Here is a 20,394-nt window from a genome sequence, read left to right on the forward strand (position 1 = left end):
AGGACAAGGCTTGACGACTACAACGTTCCGCGCGGCTCGCCCGTCAGTGGGGCAGGTCGGCGCACCGGGCGCCGGGCGCGGTGGGACGGGGACGTGATGGCGGAGCGCCAGGGGGACCGCACGCTGGAGGTGCTGGCCCGCGACCGCGGTGCGGACCTGCTCGCGTACGCGACGCTCATCACCGGCGGCGACCGCGCCGCCGCGCAGGACCTGGTCCAGGACGCGATCGTGGCGGTCTTCGGGCGGATGCGCACCGGGTTCACCCCGGACGTCGCCGAGGCCTACGTGCGCCGCGCCATCGTCAACGGCTACGTGGACTCCTTCCGCAAGCGGCGCGGGTTCACGCAGCGGCGGCACCTCGTCGCCGTGCGCGACGACGCCCCCGCGTCGCCCGACGCCGCGGCGGCCCTCGACCTGCGGGCCGCCCTGCGCACCCTCGCGCCGCAGGAGCGGGCCGCCGTCGTGCTCCGCTTCTACGAGGACCTGACGGTTCCCGAGATCGCCGAGCGCATGACGCTCGCCGAGGGCACGGTCAAGCGCTACCTGTCGAACGCGCTCGGGAAGCTGCAGGACCGCCTCGGCCCGCTCACCCTCGACCACGACGCCGTCCCGGTCACCCGGACCGCCACGACCACCGGGAGCATCCGATGAGCCCCGACCAGCAGAGCTCGCGCGACCTGCACGCTCCCCGCGACCTGCACGACCTGTTCGCCGCCGCCGGCGCCGCCGAGCGCGCGGCCGCCGACGCGCTCGACGTCGCAGCCCTGCGGCGCCTCGCGCACCGCCGCCGCGCGGTCCGCGGCACCACCTACTCCGCCGTGGGCGTGGCCGCCGCCGCCGCCATCGCGATGGGCGTGCTCGGCCCCGGCGGCCTCGGGGACGACCGGCCGTTGCCGCCGGCGGACTCCCCCACGGCGACGCCGACCCCGGGCACCTGGCCCGCCGCGGTCACGCTCGACGGCCCGGTGCCGGCGTGCGGCGACCCGATGCCCGCGCTCGTGACGCCGGACGGCGAGCCCGAGCTCACCATCGAGCAGATCACGCAGGGCGCCCCGCTCGTGGCCGGCGGCGTCGCCCAGCTCGACGTGACGATCCACGCGCCGGAGGGTGTCGCACTGCAGAGCTCGCTGCCCCGCCCCCTTCTCGTCCGCGACGGCGTGGTGGTCGCCACGCTCGACAGGGATGTCGACCTGAGCTCGACCTACGGTGGTTCGGGCGACCTCGGCTTCCCGCCCGTGCTGCTCGAGCTGGTGCGCTGCGAGACGCAGGGCCACGGCGCCGTGCCCCTCGACGGCGGCGACTACGACCTGGTCGTCCTCCAGGTCCTCACACGCGCCGACGCCACAGGTGCGATCGAGCAGCTCACGCTCGCCGGCGGGCCGTACCCGATCACCCTCGAGTCGGCCGCGACCGACGAGTCGCCCGGTTCGTGACCGTCGGGGTGCAACCGGGGACGCCCCTGGCGCGTCACACTCCTTGACAGCGGCCACCGGCCGCCCCGGCGCAGGAGGCACGCATGGCGCGCACGCAGGACGACGAGGTGGTCACCCGCCTCCTCGCCGAGCGCAGCCGGGCCCTGACCGGGTACGCGTACCTGCTGTGCGGCGACGTGCACGACGCCGAGGACCTCGTCCAGGACGCCCTGGTCAAGACGTTCGCGCGGCGCCGGGCCGGGCTCGCGCTCGACTCCGCCGAGGCGTACGTCCGACGCGCGATCCTCACGCTCTACCTCGACGGCTGGCGCAAGCGGAAGCGCTGGTCGGGCCGGCTGCCCGCCGCCGCGGACCCGGCCGAGCGCGCCGGCCACGCGGACGCCGTCGGCGACCGGGTCGACGTCGTCGCCGCGCTCGCGGCGCTGCCCCGCCAGCAGCGGGCGTGCGTCGTCCTGCGGTTCTACGAGGACCGGACCGTCGCGGAGATCGCCGACGCCCTCGGGGTCGGCGACGGCACCGTCAAGCGCTACCTCTCCCTGGCCACGCACCGCCTCGAGGCGCTGCTCGGCCCCATCCCCCCGCACGACGTCGAGCTCGTGCAGACCACCTCCGATGTCCGAGCGATGGCGAAGGACCGACGATGAACGACCTGACGCTCGCCCTCTGGAAGGCCGCCGACCACGCCACGGCCGGTCGCGAGCCGCTGCCCGCGTCCCCCGTCCTCACCCGCATCCGACGACGCCGGACCGTCCGCTACGCCTCCCAGGGCGCGGTCGGGGTGGCGGCAGCCGGGGCGGCCGTCGTCGGCGGGGTGCAGGTCGCGAGCCGCGCGCCCGAGCCCACCCCCGCAGCGACGGACCTGGCGGACGCCATGACCATCCGGTGCGGCGCATCGATCGACGAGTTCGCGCAGCCGGACGGCGCGCCCGACGTGACCTTCAACCTCGACGCCTCGATCGCGATGGTCGAGCCCGCGGATGCCGAGATCCCCTTCTTCGCCTTCGCGGAGGCGACGCCGGAGGTGGCCGAGCAGACGGGCTCGACGCTCACGTTCGCCCTCGTCGACGACGGCGTCGTCGTGGGCCTGCCCGCAGACCGCTGGACCGGTGGGGAGACGCCGGGGTTCGACGAGCAGACGGACCCCCGTCAGCTGACCGCCTGGACGGACGTCCCGTTCGCGGCCTGCCAGGCCGACGGCTCCCTCGCCGGCTCGCCCGCGCCGGGCACGTACGCGGTGGTGGCCTACCTGCTCCCGGACGGCCCGACGGACTGGCCGATCCCCTTCCGCTCGACGACGGTGGTCCTGCACCTGGGCGACACCGTGGACGAGGCGGGTCGCCGTCCGGAGCTCGACTCGCTCGTCGTCTCCAGCGAGGGACTGGGTCCGATCCAGCTGGGCGGGGCGCCGCCTGCGCAGGCACCCGGAGCGATGTTCGAGGTCTGCGTGAACCCGAGCGACACGTCGACGACGACGTCCGCCTGGGTGTCGACCTACCCGTTCACGCCCGGCATCTACGGGACGTACACCAAGTCGATCGCGGTCCGCACCGACGGCGGCGTCGTCACCCGGCTCGAGGTCGTCGCGCCGGGGCCACGCACCACCGCCGGCATCCAGGTGGGCGACACGCTGGCCGACCTCCAGGCCGCGCACCCGGACGTGCAGCTCATCGGGCACGTCGAGCACTCCGGCTCGATCCCTGGGCGGGACGTGTGGGCGCTCGTCGGGAACGACCGGCTCCTGGCGTTCGAGGTGACCACCGACGAGCCGGCCGGCGCGCCGCAGTTCGACATCGGGCCGGGCACCGTCGCGGCCATCGTGGCCGAGCTCGGCACGACGTACCAGGGCGAGGAAGCGGCCATCGGGATGGGCTGCGACTCGTGAGTCAGTGCCGCGCACCGCACGCGCGGCACTGACAGCTCACCCGCGCCCAACGGTTCGGCGCCCCACCTCGTCTGGGAGGGTGACACCGGGCCGACAGGGAGGCGCGCGATGGCGTGGGGGGACGACCTCGCCGAGCCCGCGAGGACGCGAGGCTCCGCGCTGGTGGGCTACGCCCACCTGCTGACGGGCGACCTCGACGCCGCGCAGGACCTGGTCCAGGAGGCCCTGGCCCGCGCGTACGGCCGGCCGCGCGCGGGCGGCGACCTCACCTGGGCCGAGGCGTACGTGCGCCGGGCGGTGCTCAACGCGTTCCTCGACGGCTACCGCCGCGACCGGCTGTGGGGCCGGCGGCGCCACCTGTTCGCGGTGACCGACGACGCCGGCCCGGCCCCGGCCGACGCGCTCGCCGCCCGCACCGCCGACCACGTGGACGTGCAGGCGGCCCTCGCCACGCTCCCGCCGCGCGAGCGGGCCTGCGTCGTCCTGCGCTTCTACGACGACCTGACCGTGCCGGCGGTCGCCGAGCGCCTCGGCATCAGCGAGGGCGCAGCCAAGCGCTACCTGTCCGACGGCGTCCGGCGGCTCGAGACGCTGCTCGGCGAGGTCGAGCCGATCGAGCCGCCGCACGCGCCGGAGACGGCGGACGCCATCGGGAGCGTCGAGACCGTCGAGACCGTCGAGGTCCAGACCGTGAGGAGCCGGCGATGACGACACACGACCACCGTCCGCTCGGCCGGGCGCTCGAGCAGGCCGTCGAGGACGCCGCCCGCGCGCACGACGCGCGCACCGCCGCGGGCGCGGGCCTCGACCTGGGCGCGGCCCGCGCGTCGGCCCGGCGCCGCCGGACGCGGTTCGACGCGGGCCTCGGCGCGGCGGCGGCGGCCGTCGTCGCCGTGACCTTCCTGGCGGCGGGCGCCCTGCAGCGCGACGACGCCGTCGCGCCGCCCGCCGAGACCGCCACCCCCACGCCGACCTCGGTCACGCCCGAGCCCCGCGCGGGCGTCGGGTGCGGCACCCGGCTCGACGCCTTGCCCGAGCAGCCCGACGGCGCGCCCGACGTGTCCGTGCAGGTCGAGGTCGCGCAGCCGACGGTGCGCGTCGGCGACCCGATCGAGGCCACCGTCACCACCACCGTGGTGATGGACCCCTCGCTCCCGCACAGCTACACGTTCGGCGTGTGGCTGGTGCGCGACGGCGTCGTCGTCGGCTGGCCGAAGCCCGGCTGGACGGACGAGGGGCGCCCGACCGGGTCGCGGGAGGACGCGAGCGTCGAGACGCGGGAGGTCCGCGCCCAGTTCTTCGAGTGCGTCGCCGAGGCACGGACGCCGATGGGCCCGGCGGACTTCGACCTGGTCGCGGTCATGGAGGACGTGCAGGTCGACGGGGGTCCGGCGTCCGCGCCCGCCGTGAGCAACCTCGTCGTCGTGCACGTCGGCGAGGGGACGACCGACCAGGGCGACCAGGGCGACACGGCGAACCAGGAGTGGTTCGCCCGGTTCGTCGGCGACGAGGGCTGGGCGGACGTCGATCCGGCCTCGGTCCCGGGCGACCTGCCCCTGTCCCTCGACGACGGCGACAGGGTGATCCGGAGCCAGGCGTACGAGGACGGCTTGCACTGGCGCGTCACGCTGTCCTACGCGCACGGCCTGGACGCGTACGAGCGGGCCCGGGGCGCGCTGGCCGCCGCGGGGTACGTCCTCGAGGAGGAGCGCACCGACCCCGACCGGCCCTTCTGGACCGCGGGCACGTTCACGCGCGGCGCCGTCACCGTGCACGTCGACACCTCCAACGAGACCGGTGAGGGCTTCTACACCGACTTCTTCGTCGAGGCCTCCTGGTAGTCCCGCCCCAACCGATCCGAGGTCCCCGGTGTCCTAGCTGGTGAAGGATGGCACCGGCGATCGCGGAGGACCCATGAGCTGGGAACACGAGCTGACGGCGCTGGCCCGCGACCGCGGGTCGGCGCTCGTCGCGTACGCCTACCTGCTCACGGGCGAGCAGGCCTCGGCGCAGGACCTCGTGCAGGACGCGATGGTCGCCACGTTCTCCCGCAGGCACCCGTCCCAGGTCGAGCACCTCGAGGCGTACGTGCGGCGGGCGATCCTCAACGCCTTCCTCAACACGCGGCGGCGGCGCGACCGGTGGGACGGCATCGCCTGGCTCGTCGCCGACGACGAGCGGGTGGCCGGCGCGGGGCACGCGGCGCCCGACGCCGTCGCGACCGCCCGCGCCGACGTGCACGCCGCCCTCGCCCGGCTCACGCCCCGCGAGCGCGCGTGCGTCGTCCTGCGCCACTTCGAGGACCTGCCCGTGCGCGACATCGCGGACCGGCTGAACGTCTCGGAGGGCGCCGTCAAGCGATACCTGTCCGACGCGCGTCGTCGTCTCGCACCGATGCTCGGGGCCTGGGACGACGCCGATATCCACCTCGTGGGAGGGGGGAACCGATGAGCGAGCAGTTCGACGCGGGCCTGCGGGACCTGTACGCGGCGGCGGAGATGGCGCACGACGCGCGGCCCGGGCTGGCGGTGGGCGCCATGATCGCCCGCACAAGGCGCACGAGGCGCACGCGGGTAGCGGCGGTCACCCTGGCGACCGCGGCCGCCGTCGTCGGCGTGGCCGTCGCGGGGACGGCCGTCGTGAGCAACCTCGACGCGACGCCCGCGCCGCCCGCGGACGGGCCGACGGCCACCGACGCCCCGGACGACGCGGTCACCGACCCCGCGGCCGCGCTCGCGTGCGGCTCCCTGCTCGGCGACGTGGCGACCGTCCCACCGGACGCCGGCCTGACCCTGAGCATGGGCCTGGAGACCCCTGAGCTCTCGGCCGGCGACCTGCTCGCGTGGCTCGGCACGAGCACCGGCGACGGCGCGGCCGCCGATCAGGCGACGCAGAACTGGCTCCCGGCCGAGGGCGGGGGCATCCCGGCGGGCTACGGCTTCGTCGTCACGCAGGACGGCGTCGTGGTCGGCACCACGCTCGCGTCCCTGAGCGAGGTGGACGCGCCCGACGGCGACCCCCGCACGCACGAGGCGCGGCTCGCCGCCGTCGGGTGCGACGGCCGGGCGCTCGCCCCGGGCGCCTACGAGCTCGTCGCCTACCTGCCCCTGCAGCTCGAGACGGGCCCCGACGCGTGGACGCCCGCGACGCTGCTCAGCGGGCCGGTCGCCTTCACCGTGCCCGACGCCGGCCCCTTGCCCCCTGCGGACGCGCACTACCTGCCGGACGGTGCCTCCGCCGTCCCGCCCTCCGACCCGGCCGCACCGCTGCCCGACGGCAGCTACCTCGCCCACGTCAGCGACATCGACGCCGCCGCCGGGACGGTCTCGGCCGACGTGGTCGTGCTCTACTTCGGCTCCGCGGCCGAGGAGTGGGTGGCGGCGAACGCGCCGGGCACCGAGATCCTCGACGACTACGTCAGCGACGACCCCGACGGGCAGACGGACCGGGTCATCCCCCTCGCGACCGACACCCCGGTGTGGGAGGTGTGCTGGGGGCCGAACGAGCAGAAGGTCCGGCGCACCGGCGGCGTCGCCGAGTGGGCCACCGCACCGATCGAGGACGGGGAGAGCCTGTGCTCCGACACCTCGACCATCCCCGTGGGCGGCCTGTACTGGCTCGACGTCCGCGGCGGCGTGATCGCGCAGGTGGTCGGCCAGTTCGTGCCCTGAGCCCGATGCCCTGAGCGCGTGACGCGCCCGGCCCCGCGGGAGGATGATCATCGTGGGGCCGGGCGCGAAGGAGCGTGCGTCATGGGCGGGTCACGTCGACTGCCGTGGGTGCTGGTGGCGCTGCTGCTCATGGTCGTCACCGCGCTGGTCGTCGTCCTGGTCATGCGCGACGACGACGCGGCCGACGACGCCCCAGCCACCTCCCCGCCGGCCGAGACCCCCAGCGCGACGGCGACCGCCGAGGTCGAGCAGGCGGAGACCGGTGAGGGCGACGAGGCGGACGAGGGCGACGACGACCCGTCGGCGGGCGACCTGCCGCTGCTGGACCCGGGCGAGCACCTGCCCGCCGACGGCGTCTCCGACATCCCCGCGGTCGGCACGGACCTCGTCAACGGCGACTACGTCGCGCACGTGACCGACGCGGACCTGAGCACGATGGTCCTCGGCGCCGACGTCGAGGTGCTCTACATCGGCGCGGCCGCCGACGAGTACCTCCTCGAGCACGACCCGACCGCGGAGATCCCCCCGCCGAACGGCTTCGTGCTCGTCAACGACTCCACCGACGTCCGGCAGGTCCCGATGGCGGACGACGTCCGCATCTGGGACTGGTGCTCGGGCGACGACGGCCAGCTCACCTTCCTCGAGCGCACCCCCATGGACTGGTGGCTCGCCCCCGCGCCCGGCTCGCAGCAGTGCTCCGCGGGCGCGGGCCTCGGGCACGCCGGGAACCTCTACTGGCTGCAGGTGCGCGACGGCGAGGTGAAACGCCTCATCGGGCAGTACTTGCCCTAGCAGGACGGGCGCGACGCGAAGGAGCGTGCGTCATGAGGAGATCGGATCAGCTGCCCTGGGTGATCCTGGGCGTGCTCGGCGTGGTGCTCACGGCCTTGGTCACGATCCTGGCGATGCGCGGCTGCCGCGGCTCGCCGGACGACGCCGACGCCACCGACGACGTCGGTGCGGTCGATGCCGCCGCGACGGACGCCGGGGCCACCACCGCGACCCGCAGCGCCACGTCCGCCGTCAGTCCCGGCTCGACCGACGCCCCCGGGCCCGCGGGCGCGGCCGACGACACCGAGGGCGACGAGGGAGCGGCAGCGGACGCCGGTGACGTGCCTGCGGACGAGGGCGGGCCCGGCGAGGAGGGCGCGGCCGCAGGTGCCGGCGACGTGCCGACCGAGACGCTGCCGCTGTGGGACCCCGGCGAGCGGCCGGACAGCGTGTCCTCCGACGTCCCGATGGCCGGCGAGGACCTGGTCGAGGGCGACTACTTCGTGCAGGTCACCGGATTCCATCCGATCGAGAGGTTCGTCTCCTTCGACGTCCAGCAGCTCCTCCTCGGAGAGGCGGCGGTCCAGTACCTCCTCGTGCACGACCCGACGGCGGAGATCCCGCCGCCGAACGGGTACGTCCTCGTGAACGAGTCCGATGCCATCCGCTCCCTGGACCTGGCCGATGACGCCCGCCTGTGGGACTGGTGCTACGACGGCGGCGCCCTCTCCTACGCCGAGCGGACCTTCGACGAGTGGGTGGACGCGTTCTTCGACGGGTGGTCGCAGGAGTGCTCCGCCGGGGCCGACCTCGGCCACGGCGCATACCTCTTCTGGCTCCAGGTGCGCGAGGGCGAGGTGCAGCGCGTCATCGGGCAGTACCTGCCGTAGCGCTCCGCAGGGGAGCCGAGAGGGGCGTCAGGCCGTCAGTCCTCGTCGGCTGCGACGGCCTGCTCGGCCGCGAGCGCCTCGTCGAGCGTCGCGTGGATCTGGAAGACCTGCGTGAGCGCGGTGATGCGGAAGACCTTCAGCACCTTCTCCTGGTCGATGACGAGCCGCAGGTCACCGCCCGTCGTGCGGGCGCGCTTGAGGGCGCCGACGAGGACGCCGAGGCCCGTCGAGTCCATGAACGGGACCTCGGTGAGGTCCACGACGAGGTGCACCGGCGCACCCTCCTGCTGCGCGGCGAGCTCCTCGCGCAGCGCCGGCGCCGTGTAGACGTCGATCTCGCCCACGACGTGCACGACCGTGCGGTCGCCGCTGCGCCGGCTGGTGACGGACACCTCCACGAGAGCCTCCTCAGGACGTCGGGCGCAGGTCGCCCGCCGGTCCATTAGACCAAAGCCTGCGCCCACCCACCCGGGAGGGCACGTCGAAGGTCAGGAGGCGGTGGGCCCAGGGTCAGGAGGCGGTCGGGTACACGATCACGTGGTCGCGGACGCCCATCTGCGCGAGGTTCTCCTTGAACGCCTCGAGCACCTGCGGCGTCAGCACGGCCGGGTCGACGACCGTGCGGACCTGCAGGTCCACGCCGGCGTCGAGGCACAGCCGCAAGCTCGCGTAGGCCTTGTGCGCGCTGGCGCCGACGCCGGTGATCGCGCGGTAGAGGGTCGCCGGGGCCTTGACCTCGAGCACCACGCGGTCGGCGAGCGAGAGGACGGCGGCGAGGCGCTGCGGGTAGGAGCCCGAGGTGTGCAGCCCGACGGGCAGGCCCAGCGCGCGGACCTGCTCCATCGCGTCCGCGAGACCGTCCTGGCGGGTCGGCTCGCCGCCGGAGAAGACGACGCCCTCGAGCCCGCTGCGTGAGCGGACGAGGATGTCCCGCACGTGCCGCCACGACACCGCACCGGGGATCAGCGGATCGCGCAGGTCCGGGGTGTCGCACGACGTGCAGGACCACGGGCAGCCCTGCATGAGGACGGTGAGGACGGTCCGGCCGGGCCAGTCGTCAGCGGCCGTGGCGGTCCACCGGTTGATCTTGAGCGTGTCGGCGGACCAGAGCACCTCGGGCGGGATCGCGTGCAGCGATGTCGGTGACATGGTCGGTCCCCTCATGAGGCACGTCCCGGGAGGACGTGCACGGCCGGTTCCAGTCTCGGTTCCGCGGCTCGGCGTGCCTTCGGACCTACGTCCCTGAACAGGGAGCCCGCGGGACGAGGGCGGCGGCGGAGCGCCGACGAGGGCGGCGGCGGAGGCTCGCGGCACGATCTGCGGCCGCGTGCGCGTCGGTCGCCGGTGCGAGGATCGACCCGTGCCCGACCTCCTCGACGTGCTGCTCGCCGGCGGCCGGCGCGCCGACCGGGTGACGCACGTCGAGCACCTGCCGCCGCGGGAGGGCACGGTGGCCGACTGGCCGTCGTGGGCCGACCCGGACCTGGTCGCGGGCTACCGCGCGCTGGGCGTGACCAGACCGTGGCGCCACCAGGTGACGGCCGCCGACGCCGCGTGGTCGGGCCGGCACACCGTGCTCGCGACGTCGACGGGCTCGGGGAAGTCGCTGGCGTTCTGGCTGCCGGCCCTGAGCGCGGTGCGGGCGGAGGCGGCCGCGGCCGGCCGGCCGGGCCAGGTCGCGGCATCCCGGCGCGCGACGACGCTCTACCTGTGCCCGACGAAGGCCCTCGCCGCGGACCAGCTGGCCGGGCTCGAGCGGCTGCTCGTGGCCGCGGGGACGCGGGACGTGCGGGTCGCGACCTGCGACGGGGACACGGACCAGACGGAGCGGCGCTGGGTCCGCGACCACGCGGACGTCGTGCTCACCAACCCGGACTTCCTGCACTGGTCGCTCCTGCCCCAGCACGCGCGGTGGGACCGGCTGCTGCGCGGCCTGCGCTACGTCGTCGTCGACGAGGCGCACGCGTTCCGCGGGGTGTTCGGCGCGCACGTGGCCGCCGTGCTGCGGCGGCTGCGGCGGCTCGCGGAGCACCACGGCGGCTCGCCCACGTTCATCCTGGCGTCGGCCACGACGGCGGACCCCGCCGCGAGCACGGCGCGCCTGGTGGGGGTGCCGCCCGAGGACGTCGTGGCGGTCGCGGACGACGCCTCGCCCGCGGGCACGCGCACCGTGGTCCTCTGGGAGCCCCCGCTCATGCCGGGGCGCGACCCGTTCGCGCCCGACGACGACGTCGACGGCACGGAGGGCGGGCCGGGCGCGGGCGGGGACGCCCCGATGTCCAGCAAGCACCGGACGGCCACCGCCGAGACGGCGGACCTGCTCGCCGACGCGGTGGCGGCCGGTGCCCGCGTGCTCGCCTTCACACGGTCGCGTCGCGCCGCCGAGTCGGTGGCCGCGACCGCGCGCGAGCACCTCGACGAGGTGCAGCCCGGGCTGGGCCGGGGGGTGGCGGCGTACCGGGGCGGGTACCTGCCGGAGGAGCGTCGCGCGCTCGAGGCCGGGATCCGCGGCGGGGACCTGCGGGCGCTGGCCACGACGAACGCGCTCGAGCTCGGCGTGGACATCTCGGGGCTGGACGCCGTGCTCATCGCGGGCTGGCCGGGCACGCGCGTGTCCCTCTGGCAGCAGGCGGGACGCGCGGGACGCGCCGGGGGCGACGGCCTCGTCGTCCTCGTCGCCCGGGAGGACCCGCTGGACACCTACGTGGTGCACCACCCCGAGGCGGTGTTCGGCGCGCCCGTCGAGGCGACGGTCTTCGACCCGGAGAACCCGTACGTGCTCGGGCCGCACCTGTGCGCGGCGGCCGCGGAGCTCCCCCTGCGCAGCCCGGACCTGGCGTTGTTCGGCCCGTCGACGCGCGGCCTGCTCGACGCGCTCGTGGAGCAGGAGTGGCTGCGCCGTCGGCAGTCCGGCTGGTACTGGACGCACGCGGAGCCGGCGTCGCGGCTGACCGACCTGCGCGGCGCGGGCGGCGAGCCCGTGCGGGTGGTGGAGGCGGCGACGGGGCGGCTGCTCGGCACCGTGGACGCGGGCGCCGCCGACGCGAGCGTGCACGAGGGCGCCGTGTACGTGCACCAGGGCGTGACGTTCGTCGTCGACGCGCTGGACCTGGAGGCCTCGGTGGCCCTGGTCAGCGCCCGCGACGTCGACTACCGCACGTGGTCGCGCTGGCTGACGACGGTCGACGTCGTGCAGGTGCGCGCCGAGCGCCGGGCCGGGCCGGTGACCTGGGGGTTCGGCGACGTCGACGTCACCAGCCAGGTGCTCGACTACGCCAAGCGGCGGGTCCCCGACATGAGTCCGATCGGCGGGGACGTGCTCGACCTCCCGCCGCGCACGCTGCGCACGACGGCCGTCTGGTGGACCGCTCCCGAGCCGGTGCTCGCCGAGGCCGGGCTGCTGACGGGCGGCGACGTGCCCGGTGCGCTGCACGCGGCGGAGCACGCCTCCATCGGGCTGCTGCCGCTGCTGGCGACCTGCGACCGGTGGGACCTCGGCGGCGTCTCGACGGCGATGCACGCGGACACCGGCTGCGCGACGGTGTTCGTGCACGACGCGTACCCGGGCGGGGCCGGCTTCGCCGAGCGGGGCTTCGCGCTCGGCGCGGACTGGCTGCGTGCGACGCGCGAGGCGATCGCGTCCTGCGGCTGCGCCGGTGGCTGTCCGGCGTGCGTGCAGTCCCCGAAGTGCGGCAACGGCAACAACCCGCTCGACAAGACCGGCGCGGTCGCGGTGCTGGACGCGGTCCTGGCCCACGAGGACTGACCGGCGGTCGAGCGCTGCGTCGTCCGCGCGGTTGACGGGCCCGCCCGCGCCCGCGCGGTGGCCGTCACCCCGAACGGGCCACGGGCTCGCTCCGTGGCGACGCCCACCTCGACGACCCCGTCGGGCGCGACGGCGCACGACGTCACGCGTGCCCCGTTGCGCCCGGCAACGGCAACCGCGACCGCGCACGGGTCGGCTGCGCGGATCGCCGCATCGGCGGCGGTCACGCCCGCGGGAAGGGCCAGCAGGTCCGCGGCGGCGAGGGCCGCGAGGTCCGCAGCCGCCTGAGCCCGCCCGCGCGCGACGTGCGCGCCACCAAGGGCTCCGACGGCGGCCGCCAGCACGAGAGCCACCGCGAGGAGCCCGACGACCAGGACCGTCCCGGACCCCTCGTCCCGCCCGGACCCCTCGTCCCGCCCGGACCCCTCGTCCCGCCCGGACCCCTCGTCCCGCCCGGTCCCCGCCCGTCCGCCGGGACGCGCGCGCACCCACGCGCTGCTCACGGCTCCGCCCACGCCGTCGCGGAACCGGAGGCCGCGAGCGAGCCGCCCGTGAACCAGGCACCCCCGACGTCCGTCGTCACGGTGACCTCCATCCAGGGCGGATCGCGCACCAGCGTCACGCGAGCCCCCGGGACGACGCGCTGCGCCGCCGCGACCACCTCCCCGTCCGCGACACCGAGGGCCGCGACCCGCGCCGCCGTCCTGGCGGCGTCCAGGCAGCGCATCCGCGCCGAGGCAGCGGCGGTCGTGACCAGCAACGCGGCGAGGACGAGCGTCACGGCGACCAGACCGAGCGCCAGCTCGGCGGTCACCGTCCCGTCGTCCCCGCGGAGGCGACCCCGGCGGTCCACGGCCGCGCCCGACCAGGCGGTCACATCGACAGGGCCGTGCGGACGAGCCCGGCCAGGAGCCCGCGAACCTCGTCGCTGCGCAGCACGACGACGAGCAGCCCGGCGAACCCCGCCGCCGCGATCGTCGCGATCGCGTACTCCGCCGTGGCCATGCCGGCGTCGCCCGCGACGCGGATCTCGTCGCGCGTCGCCGCGAACCGCCCCGCGGCCGCCCGACGCACCGCGCCACCCAGGCCCGCCGTCCATCGGCCGAGCCGCCACGCCCGCGATCGCGGACGCGGGTGCCGCCGGCCGCGCGCCCGCAGGCCGGGCCCGCCGACCTGCGCTCCGCACGCCGTCGCGGGGACGTCGACCGCCATCGGCCCGCACGCCGTCCCGGCAGCATCCACCGCCACGCACTCCGCCTGCGGACCGTCCGCGATCACCTGGGTCGTCATGGCCACCTCCTCCTCCCGGGTGTCCGCCGGGGACGGGCGGCGCCCGCCGGCCCCGCCGTTCCACCCTCGCGGCCGAGCACGTCGACCGTCGGCCGGGCCACTGCCCGCGGTGCACGGCGGGTGCGGCCGGGGCCTGTGGACGGGGCGCTCACCGCAGCGTCGCCCCACCGACAGAGATCAGCACCGGCACCAGCCCGACCAGGACGAACGCCGGCAGGTGGCAGACCGCCAACGGCAGCACGAGCCGCACGCCGAGCCGACCTGCGGCATCGAGCGCGGCCGCCTGACGCTCCCGGCGCAGGTGGGCGGCCGTCACCCGCAGGGCCCCGCCGGGCGCCACCCCGTCCTCCCAGCTCGGGCGCAGGGCCACGGCCACCGGCGCCAGCGCGGGATCCGTGCCCGCCCACGCCTCGCGCCACGACGCGCCCTGCCCCAGCCGTCGGCCGGCCGTCATGAGCCCAGCCCCTCGGCGACCGTCCGCCGCGGCACCCACGGCGTCGAGCGCGCCCGGCACGCTGGCGCCGGCCGCGCAGGCAGCCTCGAGCAGGCCGAGCAGCATGGCGACGCCCACCTCGGCGCCGGCCGCACCGGCCGCACCGGTCACGGGTCCACCCCAGCGCCACGGGCCGCTGCCACCAGACGGCCGCTCCAGGCGCGTCCGGCCCAGGTCAGCAGGGCGGCGCCGGCCAGCAGCGCTGTCCCGCCCCCACCGTCCAGCAGCACGGCGACCGGGTCGGCCCCGAGTGACCAGCCGAGCCCCACCCCGGCCAACGGCAGCCAGCTGAGGACCCGCACCGTCGACCGCGGACCGGCGAGCGCCGCCCGCCGCTGCACCTCGACGGCCTCGTCGTCGGCGAGCGCGGCGCCGACCCGCTCGAGCACCACCGCGAGCGAGGCGCCCGTGCGCGCCGCGAGTCGCGCCCCCGCGACCACCGCGGCGGCGTGCCGCGGGTCGCCGCAGCGCGCGGCGACGTCCGCGAGGGCAGGGATGCCGTCCGGGGCAGCGATCCCCCAGCACCGGTCCCAGGCGACGGACGGCGACGCGCCCGCGCGCAGCGCCGCCGCCACGCCGAGCACCGCGCCCCCGACGCCGCCCGCACCGCCCGCACGCCCCACGACGCCCGCGCCCCCGACGCCCCTCGCACCCCCGACGCCCCCCGCCCTGCCGACGCGGCCCGCACCGCCCGCGGGTCGCGGACCCGCCGTGGCGCCCAGGCCCCGCACCGCGGCCAGACGCGCGCTCACGCTCACCGACGCACCCCCGCACTCACGCGCGCACCCCCGAGCTCCCCCCCGCCGGCCGGATCGACCGGCGCCCATCGCCTGGCGAAGGCCGCCCACCCGGGGGCCGCCACCACGGCCCCGCCGGCGTCGACCGCCAGCACGGTCTCGACGGCCCAGCCGTCACCCGCAGCGGAGCGACGGACGGTGCCCAGCTCCGCGACCCACCGCCGTCCCCCGTCGCGCCGCAGGTGCACGACGGCGTCGAGCGCGCTGGCGGCCTGCGCGGCGACCGCGGCCCGGTCGAGGCCGGCCAGCGCCCCGAGCGCCTCGAGCCGCGCCGGCAGGTCCGCGACGGCGTTCGCGTGCACGGTCGCCCACCCGCCCTGGTGGCCGGTGTTCAGGGCCGTCAGGACCTCGCGGATCTCCGCGCCCCTGGCCTCGCCGAGCACGATGCGGTCCGGGCGCATCCGCAGCGCGTGCCGGACGAGCGCCGCCTGGCCGACCTCGCCGGCACCCTCGACGTTCGCCCGCCGCTCGACGAGGTGCACGACGTGCGGGTGGGCCGGCGCCAGCTCGACCGCCTCCTCGATGCACACGATCCGCTCCGAGCCGCCCACGAGCGAGAGCAGCGACGACAGCAGCGTCGTCTTGCCCGTGCCCGTGCCGCCCGTGACCAGGACGTTCGCGCGCCGCTGCACCAGGCCGCGCAGCACTCCCGCCACCGCCGCGTGCACGCTCCCCGCCGCGACGAGCTCCTCGAGCGCGAACGCCCGACGGCGCAGCGTGCGCAGGCTGACCAGCGCCCCGTCGGCCGCCACCGGCGGGAGCACGGCGTGCAGGCGCGTGCCGTCGGGCAGGCGGGCGTCGACCACGGGCACCGCGTCGTCGAGCCGGGCGCCACCGGCGGCCGCGAGCCGGACGGCGAGCCCGCGCACGTCGCCGACGTCGCACTCGACGCGCTCCAGGCCGGCGCCCCGATCGACCCACACCTCCCGGGGCCCGTTGACGAGGACGTCGCTGACCGCCGGGTCGGCGACCAGGGCGGCGACCACCCCGGCCCCCCGCACGTGCGCGAGCCCACCGGCGTCAGCCATCCTCGAGACCCCGCGCGATCCGGGCGACGGACCGCGCCAGCCGCGACCATCCGGCGACGGCCGGCCCGAGGCCCCGGTCCACCGCTCCGGCGACCCGACGGTCGGCGGGGAGCAGCCCGAGCAGTCCGAGCCCGAGCGTCGACGCGACCTGGGCGGGTGCCACGCGCGCCGACGCGCGGCGCCGGAGCACCAGGCGGGGCTGCGGCGGCAGGCATGCGCACGCGAGGGAGGCGGTGGCCACCCCGAGCACGTCCTGACCTGTGACGAGGACGACGTCGCCCGTCGCCGCCAACGGCGCCAGGCCCTCGCGCCCGAGGGCTCGCGCGGGCAGGTCGGCCACGACCGTGCGTCCGCTGTCGAGCAGCCCTGACCAGACGGCCTGCACCGCCGCCGGGTCGAGGACGTCGGTCCGCCGGTCCGACCCGAGCACCTCGACCGGGCCCCACCTGGGCAGCAGCCCGTGCAGCTCGGCCGCGCCCACCGGTCCGCGGGCACCCGCCAGGTCGGGCCAGCGGGCGCCGTCGGCCCCCTCGATGCCCAGCAGCACCTCGATCCCGCCCGCGCGCGCGTCCAGGTCCACGAGCGCGACCCGACGGCCGTCCGCCGCCCAGCGCGCCGCGAGCAGCGCAGCGAGCGTCGAGGCGCCGACGCCGCCGGCCGCCCCGACCACCACGACCGCCCGCCCGGGCCCGCGAGCCCGACCCCGCCCTGAACCCCGCCCTGAACCCCGCACCGAACCCTCCGTCCCCCGCGCCCCGGTCCTACCGCCCCGGTGCCGCCCCGCCGCCGCCACGCCGACGCCACGCCTGGGACCACCGTCGCGGCCCGACCGTCCGCCGCGACGGACCGGCCGCCCGGGCTGGGGACGACGCCGTCGGCCAGGTCGCCTGGGGACGACGCCGCGCGGGGGCTCGTGCGGCGAGGCGCGACCCACCGGCGGGCACCCGACGCGTTCCCGCTAGGCTCGACCGAACGGTCGGCACCGACGGCGCGCGACCGGGACCGGACCGGGCCGAGAGGAGGGGGCGATGTCGCCGGCGGCCGCGTTCTTCGACCTGGACAAGACGATCATCGCCACGTCCTCGGTCACCGCGTTCTCGCGCCCGTTCTTCGCGGGCGGCCTCATCACCCGCCGCGAGGTGCTCCGCACGGCCTACGCCCAGTTCCTCTTCCTCCTCGGCCGCGCCGACAGCGAGCAGACGGACCGGCTCCGGGAGTTCCTCTCGTCGATGGTCAAGGGCTGGGACGTCGCGCAGGTGTCGCAGATCGTCACCGAGACCCTGCACCTGCACATCGAGCCCACCGTGTACGCGGAGGCGATCGCGCTCATCCACGAGCACCACCTCGCCGGCCGCGACGTGGTCATCGTCTCGGCGTCGGGCTCGGAGGTGGTCGAGCCGATCGCCCAGATGCTCGGCGCCGACCACGTCATCGCGACCCGCATGGAGGTCGTCGACGGGAGATACACCGGCGAGATCGCCTTCTACGCGTTCGGGGAGAACAAGGCGACGGCGGTGCGCGAGCTCGCCGAGGAGAAGGGCTACGACCTGGCGGCGAGCTACGCCTACTCCGACTCCCTGACCGACGCGCCGATGCTCGACCTCGTCGGTCACGGGCACGTCGTCAACCCCGACCGCACGCTCCGCAAGATCGCCGTCGAGCACGGCTGGGAGACCCTGACCTTCGTGCGCCCGGTCGCCCTCCGGCCGTCCTTCCCGCCGCCGCGGCGCACCGTCCCCGCGGCAGCCGTGATCGCAGCCGCTGCCGTCGGGCTCGTGCTGCTGGTGCGGCACCGGCGTCGCCGGCAGGCCTGAGGACGCCGCCCGCGGTCGCACGAGCGGGTCACATGGTGAGCGGGAACGTCCCGCCTGGCGACCCATCTGCCGCGCATCTGCGCAGGTCAGAGGCCTGTATGGGTGAACTCGGCGACAACGCTTCCGCATTGCCGACCCGTGGCGTAGAAAGGAATCACAACAGCACATCGGGTACGAGAACCCACGCGCGACCAGTCCTCGAGAGGACCTGCCGACCGGGCTAGCCCGTTGCGGTACGTATCGAGCAGCGCCTGATACCTCGTTCACCAGTGCTGTCGACGACGGCGCCCCTGCAGGGGCGCCGTCGCCTTGTGTACGGGTCCGCTCAGACCCAGGCGCCGCGCACGTACTGCGGCGGCCACGGCGCGCCGCCGTCCAGGCCGACCGGCACGCCCAGCTCGTGCGCCGCACGCAGCGTCCAGGCCGCGTCCGCGAGCGCCGGCCGCCCGATCATCACGACGTCGGCGCTCCCCGCGGTCAGCACGGCCTCCGCCTCCGCGCCGGACCCGATCAGCCCGACGGCCGACGTCGCCAGCCCCGACGCCTCGCGCACGGCACGCGCGAACGGGACCTGGTAGCCCGGCCCGACGGCGACCGGCGCGAGGACGTTCCCGCCCGACGAGACGTCGACGAGGTCGACCCCCAGCGGGGCCAGCCACGTCGCGACGGTGGCGACGTCGTCGACGGTCAGGCCGCCGTCCGTCCAGTCCGTGGCCGACAGGCGGACCAGCAGCGGCCGGTCCTCGGGCCAGGCCGCCCGCACGGTCCGGACCACCTCGAGCAGCAGGCGCGCCCGTCCGGCGAGGTCGCCGCCGTAGCCGTCGGTCCGCTCGTTGGACAGGGGCGAGAGGAACTGGTGCAGCAGGTAGCCGTGCGCGGCGTGCACCTCGACGGCGTCGAACCCCGCCGCGAGCGCCCTGCGCGTCGCCGCCGCGAACGCGTCGACCACGCCGGCGATGCCGGCCGCGTCGAGCTCGGTGGGCGGCGCGTAGCCGGGGAACGGCAGGGGCGACGGCGCCACGGTGGCCCACCCGCCGTCGTCGGGCGGGACCGTGCCCTGGGCCGCCGACCACGGCCGGTACGTCGAGGCCTTGCGGCCCGCGTGGGCGAGCTGGACGGCGACGAGCGCGCCGCGCGCGTGCACGGCGTCGACGACGGGCCGCCACGCCAGGGCCTGCTCGTCGGACCACAGGCCGACGTCCTGCGGCGTGATGCGCCCCTCGGGCACGACGGCCGTCGCCTCCGTGACCAGCAGGCCGAAGCCGCCCGACGCGCGGGCCGCCAGGTGCACGAGCTGCCACTCGCCCGGCATCCCGCCCTCGGCCGAGTACTGACACATGGGCGCCAGCCACACGCGGTTGCGGGCGGTGACCCCGCGCAGGGTCAGGGGCGTGAACAGGGCCGGGTGCGTCGTCGTGGGCATGGGGGCAGGAGCGGCGGAGGGGGTCACCGATCCACTGTGCGCCATGATCACCGGGACCAGCGGCGCCTTTCGTCCCATGTCCGCCGGGCTTTCGTCCCATGTTTGACCCGGCCGGTCCAGGGACAGTGGAGCAGTGCTGAGCCTCACCGACACCATGACCGCCCAGGCCGCCACCGCCGCGACCAAGGCCCGCGGCACCGCGCGGCCGCTCGCCTACCTCGTGCAGTCGATGTACGGCGGGGCGTTCATCGGCGTCGCCGTGGTGCTGATGTTCAGCGCCGCGGGCCCCCTGCGCGCCGCCGACTCCCCCTGGGCGCCCCTCGTGCAGGGCCTCGTGTTCGGCGTGGCCCTGACGCTCGTGGTGGCGGCCGGCGCGGAGCTCGCGACGTCCAACATGATGACGCTGACCCAGGGCGCGCTGCGCCGCGAGCTCGGCTGGGGCCGCGCGGGCGGCACCCTGGCGTTCTCCTTCCTCGGGAACATGGCCGGCGCCTTCGTCTTCGGCACGATGGTGCACCTCACCGGCCTGACCGCACCGACCACCGCCGCGGGGCAGATGCTCGCCGGCGTGCTCGAGGCGAAGGGCCACGAGACCGTCGGCCAGCTGTTCTGGCGCGGCGTCCTCTGCAACGCGCTCGTCTGCCTGGCGATCTGGGCCGGCGCCCGCATGCGCTCGGAGGTCGCCCGGCTCATCGTCATCTTCTGGTGCCTGCTCGCCTTCATCACCAGCGGGTTCGAGCACGTCGTCGCGAACATGACCACGTTCGCGCTGGGCCTCGTCGGCGCGCTGCCGGAGACGTCGTGGGCGGCCTTCGCGGAGAACATGGTCGTCGTCGGGCTCGGGAACCTCGTGGGGGGCGCCGTCGTCATCGGCGCCGGCTACGCCTACGCGGCGGGCCGCCCGACGCCGGTCGCCGCGCCGGTCGCTGCGCCCGTCACCACGCCCGTCACCGCGCCCGTCACCGCGCAGGCGGCGCAGCCGGCACCCGAGGCCGTCGGGGCGCCCCGCGCCTGACCGTCCCGAGACGGCCGTCGGGCCACGCACGGCCCGACGCACGGCGCCGCGGCGAGATGGGCACGCACGCTCCCCTCGTGCCCGAAGATCGTCGGCGCTAGGTTGAGGCGCAGGCCATCCG

At 76.4% G+C, this 20,394-nt stretch carries 22 protein-coding genes and 1 pseudogene; 13 read left to right on the forward strand and 10 right to left on the reverse strand.

Annotated elements, in window-relative coordinates; genetic code table 11:
* Positions 1–96: 96 nt before the first annotated feature.
* The 10 genes from AFE02nite_RS09220 (at position 97) to AFE02nite_RS09265 (ending at position 8,647) form a co-directional block, all read left to right on the forward strand.
* A complete protein-coding gene (locus AFE02nite_RS09220) occupies positions 97–651 on the forward strand; it encodes an RNA polymerase sigma factor (RefSeq protein WP_034249813.1) in 555 nt (184 codons plus the stop codon).
* Positions 648–1,433: a hypothetical protein gene (locus AFE02nite_RS09225; protein ID WP_146819511.1), complete on the forward strand. Its 786-nt coding sequence runs from the start codon at positions 648–650 to the stop codon at positions 1,431–1,433. The genes AFE02nite_RS09220 and AFE02nite_RS09225 overlap by 4 nt, the downstream gene beginning before the upstream one ends.
* A gap of 83 nt (positions 1,434–1,516) precedes the next feature.
* Positions 1,517–2,077, forward strand: coding sequence for a SigE family RNA polymerase sigma factor (locus AFE02nite_RS09230; RefSeq protein ID WP_034249153.1), 561 nt, complete (start codon positions 1,517–1,519; stop codon positions 2,075–2,077).
* The gene (locus AFE02nite_RS09235) at positions 2,074–3,315 is read left to right on the forward strand and encodes a hypothetical protein (RefSeq protein ID WP_034249152.1); all 1,242 of its coding nucleotides are present in this window, start codon (positions 2,074–2,076) and stop codon (positions 3,313–3,315) included. The genes AFE02nite_RS09230 and AFE02nite_RS09235 overlap by 4 nt, the downstream gene beginning before the upstream one ends.
* A 108-nt stretch (positions 3,316–3,423) precedes the next feature.
* A complete protein-coding gene (locus AFE02nite_RS09240; RefSeq protein WP_146819512.1) occupies positions 3,424–4,023 on the forward strand; it encodes a sigma-70 family RNA polymerase sigma factor in 600 nt (199 codons plus the stop codon).
* Positions 4,020–5,156 (forward strand): hypothetical protein, encoded by a 1,137-nt coding sequence (locus tag AFE02nite_RS09245; RefSeq protein WP_146819513.1) that lies wholly within the window; start codon positions 4,020–4,022, stop codon positions 5,154–5,156. Before AFE02nite_RS09240 ends, AFE02nite_RS09245 begins: the two co-directional genes overlap by 4 nt.
* Positions 5,157–5,229: 73 nt before the next feature.
* Positions 5,230–5,766: an RNA polymerase sigma factor gene (locus tag AFE02nite_RS09250; RefSeq protein WP_034248326.1), complete on the forward strand. Its 537-nt coding sequence runs from the start codon at positions 5,230–5,232 to the stop codon at positions 5,764–5,766.
* Positions 5,763–6,986, forward strand: a complete 1,224-nt coding sequence (locus AFE02nite_RS09255) for a hypothetical protein (protein ID WP_034248328.1) — start codon at positions 5,763–5,765, stop codon at positions 6,984–6,986. Before AFE02nite_RS09250 ends, AFE02nite_RS09255 begins: the two co-directional genes overlap by 4 nt.
* Positions 6,987–7,067: 81 nt before the next feature.
* Positions 7,068–7,778 (forward strand): hypothetical protein, encoded by a 711-nt coding sequence (locus tag AFE02nite_RS09260; protein WP_034248331.1) that lies wholly within the window; start codon positions 7,068–7,070, stop codon positions 7,776–7,778.
* 32 nt (positions 7,779–7,810) lie between these two features.
* On the forward strand, positions 7,811–8,647 hold the full coding sequence (locus AFE02nite_RS09265; protein ID WP_146819514.1) for a hypothetical protein: 837 nt from the start codon (positions 7,811–7,813) through the stop codon (positions 8,645–8,647).
* A gap of 35 nt (positions 8,648–8,682) precedes the next feature.
* On the opposite strand, the gene AFE02nite_RS09270 is transcribed toward AFE02nite_RS09265, so the two are convergent.
* Together AFE02nite_RS09270 and AFE02nite_RS09275 are read right to left on the reverse strand one after the other, a co-directional pair.
* The gene (locus tag AFE02nite_RS09270; RefSeq protein WP_034248335.1) at positions 8,683–9,045 is read right to left on the reverse strand and encodes an STAS domain-containing protein; all 363 of its coding nucleotides are present in this window, start codon (positions 9,043–9,045) and stop codon (positions 8,683–8,685) included.
* 112 nt (positions 9,046–9,157) lie between these two features.
* Complete coding sequence (locus tag AFE02nite_RS09275; protein ID WP_052113978.1) at positions 9,158–9,796, reverse strand: anaerobic ribonucleoside-triphosphate reductase activating protein; 639 nt, start codon at positions 9,794–9,796, stop codon at positions 9,158–9,160.
* Positions 9,797–10,007: 211 nt separating this feature from the next.
* Here AFE02nite_RS09275 and AFE02nite_RS09280 point away from each other — a divergent pair, with 211 nt between their 5' ends.
* On the forward strand, positions 10,008–12,413 hold the full coding sequence (locus tag AFE02nite_RS09280; protein ID WP_261765560.1) for a DEAD/DEAH box helicase: 2,406 nt from the start codon (positions 10,008–10,010) through the stop codon (positions 12,411–12,413).
* 47 nt (positions 12,414–12,460) lie between these two features.
* Here the strand turns inward: AFE02nite_RS09280 and AFE02nite_RS09285 are convergent.
* From AFE02nite_RS09285 to AFE02nite_RS09315, 7 genes and pseudogenes are all read right to left on the reverse strand, one after another.
* Positions 12,461–12,928, reverse strand: a pseudogene (locus AFE02nite_RS09285) (Rv3654c family TadE-like protein); the annotation flags it as partial.
* Positions 12,913–13,290: a TadE family type IV pilus minor pilin gene (locus tag AFE02nite_RS09290; RefSeq protein WP_261765561.1), complete on the reverse strand. Its 378-nt coding sequence runs from the start codon at positions 13,288–13,290 to the stop codon at positions 12,913–12,915. The gene AFE02nite_RS09290 and the pseudogene AFE02nite_RS09285, both read right to left, overlap by 16 nt.
* Positions 13,287–13,703 (reverse strand): DUF4244 domain-containing protein, encoded by a 417-nt coding sequence (locus AFE02nite_RS09295; protein WP_146819516.1) that lies wholly within the window; start codon positions 13,701–13,703, stop codon positions 13,287–13,289. Before AFE02nite_RS09295 ends, AFE02nite_RS09290 begins: the two co-directional genes overlap by 4 nt.
* 148 nt (positions 13,704–13,851) lie before the next feature.
* Entirely contained in the window at positions 13,852–14,307 is a 456-nt protein-coding gene (locus AFE02nite_RS09300) for a type II secretion system F family protein (RefSeq protein WP_146819517.1), read from the reverse strand.
* On the reverse strand, positions 14,304–14,948 hold the full coding sequence (locus AFE02nite_RS09305; protein ID WP_222594375.1) for a type II secretion system F family protein: 645 nt from the start codon (positions 14,946–14,948) through the stop codon (positions 14,304–14,306). The genes AFE02nite_RS09300 and AFE02nite_RS09305 overlap by 4 nt, the downstream gene beginning before the upstream one ends.
* Before the next feature lie 2 nt (positions 14,949–14,950).
* Positions 14,951–16,021, reverse strand: a complete 1,071-nt coding sequence (locus tag AFE02nite_RS09310; protein WP_146819519.1) for a TadA family conjugal transfer-associated ATPase — start codon at positions 16,019–16,021, stop codon at positions 14,951–14,953.
* Positions 16,014–16,691: a nucleotide-binding protein gene (locus tag AFE02nite_RS09315; protein WP_186814516.1), complete on the reverse strand. Its 678-nt coding sequence runs from the start codon at positions 16,689–16,691 to the stop codon at positions 16,014–16,016. The genes AFE02nite_RS09310 and AFE02nite_RS09315 overlap by 8 nt, the downstream gene beginning before the upstream one ends.
* 358 nt (positions 16,692–17,049) lie before the next feature.
* Between AFE02nite_RS09315 and AFE02nite_RS09320 the strand changes: the two genes are divergently transcribed.
* Complete coding sequence (locus tag AFE02nite_RS09320; RefSeq protein ID WP_034249026.1) at positions 17,050–17,835, forward strand: HAD family hydrolase; 786 nt, start codon at positions 17,050–17,052, stop codon at positions 17,833–17,835.
* Between the two features lie 325 nt (positions 17,836–18,160).
* On the opposite strand, the gene AFE02nite_RS09325 is transcribed toward AFE02nite_RS09320, so the two are convergent.
* Positions 18,161–19,258: an NADH:flavin oxidoreductase/NADH oxidase gene (locus AFE02nite_RS09325; RefSeq protein ID WP_034249027.1), complete on the reverse strand. Its 1,098-nt coding sequence runs from the start codon at positions 19,256–19,258 to the stop codon at positions 18,161–18,163.
* Between the two features lie 133 nt (positions 19,259–19,391).
* Here AFE02nite_RS09325 and AFE02nite_RS09330 point away from each other — a divergent pair, with 133 nt between their 5' ends.
* A complete protein-coding gene (locus AFE02nite_RS09330) occupies positions 19,392–20,273 on the forward strand; it encodes a formate/nitrite transporter family protein (RefSeq protein WP_261765562.1) in 882 nt (293 codons plus the stop codon).
* Positions 20,274–20,394: the final 121 nt, after the last annotated feature.

Origin of the sequence: Actinotalea fermentans (genome assembly GCF_007991475.1) — a bacterium.
Classification (GTDB): domain Bacteria; phylum Actinomycetota; class Actinomycetes; order Actinomycetales; family Cellulomonadaceae; genus Actinotalea; species Actinotalea fermentans.

Bases quoted from the DNA above. Each gene is read 5' to 3' on its own strand.
- AFE02nite_RS09255 (WP_034248328.1), top strand. From the start codon at position 5,763: ATGAGCGAGCAGTTCGACGCGGGCCTGCGGGACCTGTACGCGGCGGCG.
- AFE02nite_RS09235 (WP_034249152.1), top strand. From the start codon at position 2,074: ATGAACGACCTGACGCTCGCCCTCTGGAAGGCCGCCGACCACGCCACG.
- AFE02nite_RS09225 (WP_146819511.1), top strand. From the start codon at position 648: ATGAGCCCCGACCAGCAGAGCTCGCGCGACCTGCACGCTCCCCGCGAC.
- AFE02nite_RS09260 (WP_034248331.1), top strand. From the start codon at position 7,068: ATGGGCGGGTCACGTCGACTGCCGTGGGTGCTGGTGGCGCTGCTGCTC.
- AFE02nite_RS09275 (WP_052113978.1), bottom strand. From the start codon at position 9,796: ATGTCACCGACATCGCTGCACGCGATCCCGCCCGAGGTGCTCTGGTCC.
- AFE02nite_RS09325 (WP_034249027.1), bottom strand. From the start codon at position 19,258: ATGCCCACGACGACGCACCCGGCCCTGTTCACGCCCCTGACCCTGCGC.
- AFE02nite_RS09245 (WP_146819513.1), top strand. From the start codon at position 4,020: ATGACGACACACGACCACCGTCCGCTCGGCCGGGCGCTCGAGCAGGCC.
- AFE02nite_RS09320 (WP_034249026.1), top strand. From the start codon at position 17,050: ATGTCGCCGGCGGCCGCGTTCTTCGACCTGGACAAGACGATCATCGCC.
- AFE02nite_RS09265 (WP_146819514.1), top strand. From the start codon at position 7,811: ATGAGGAGATCGGATCAGCTGCCCTGGGTGATCCTGGGCGTGCTCGGC.
- AFE02nite_RS09230 (WP_034249153.1), top strand. From the start codon at position 1,517: ATGGCGCGCACGCAGGACGACGAGGTGGTCACCCGCCTCCTCGCCGAG.
- AFE02nite_RS09220 (WP_034249813.1), top strand. From the start codon at position 97: ATGGCGGAGCGCCAGGGGGACCGCACGCTGGAGGTGCTGGCCCGCGAC.
- AFE02nite_RS09250 (WP_034248326.1), top strand. From the start codon at position 5,230: ATGAGCTGGGAACACGAGCTGACGGCGCTGGCCCGCGACCGCGGGTCG.
- AFE02nite_RS09310 (WP_146819519.1), bottom strand. From the start codon at position 16,021: ATGGCTGACGCCGGTGGGCTCGCGCACGTGCGGGGGGCCGGGGTGGTC.
- AFE02nite_RS09295 (WP_146819516.1), bottom strand. From the start codon at position 13,703: ATGACGACCCAGGTGATCGCGGACGGTCCGCAGGCGGAGTGCGTGGCG.
- AFE02nite_RS09240 (WP_146819512.1), top strand. From the start codon at position 3,424: ATGGCGTGGGGGGACGACCTCGCCGAGCCCGCGAGGACGCGAGGCTCC.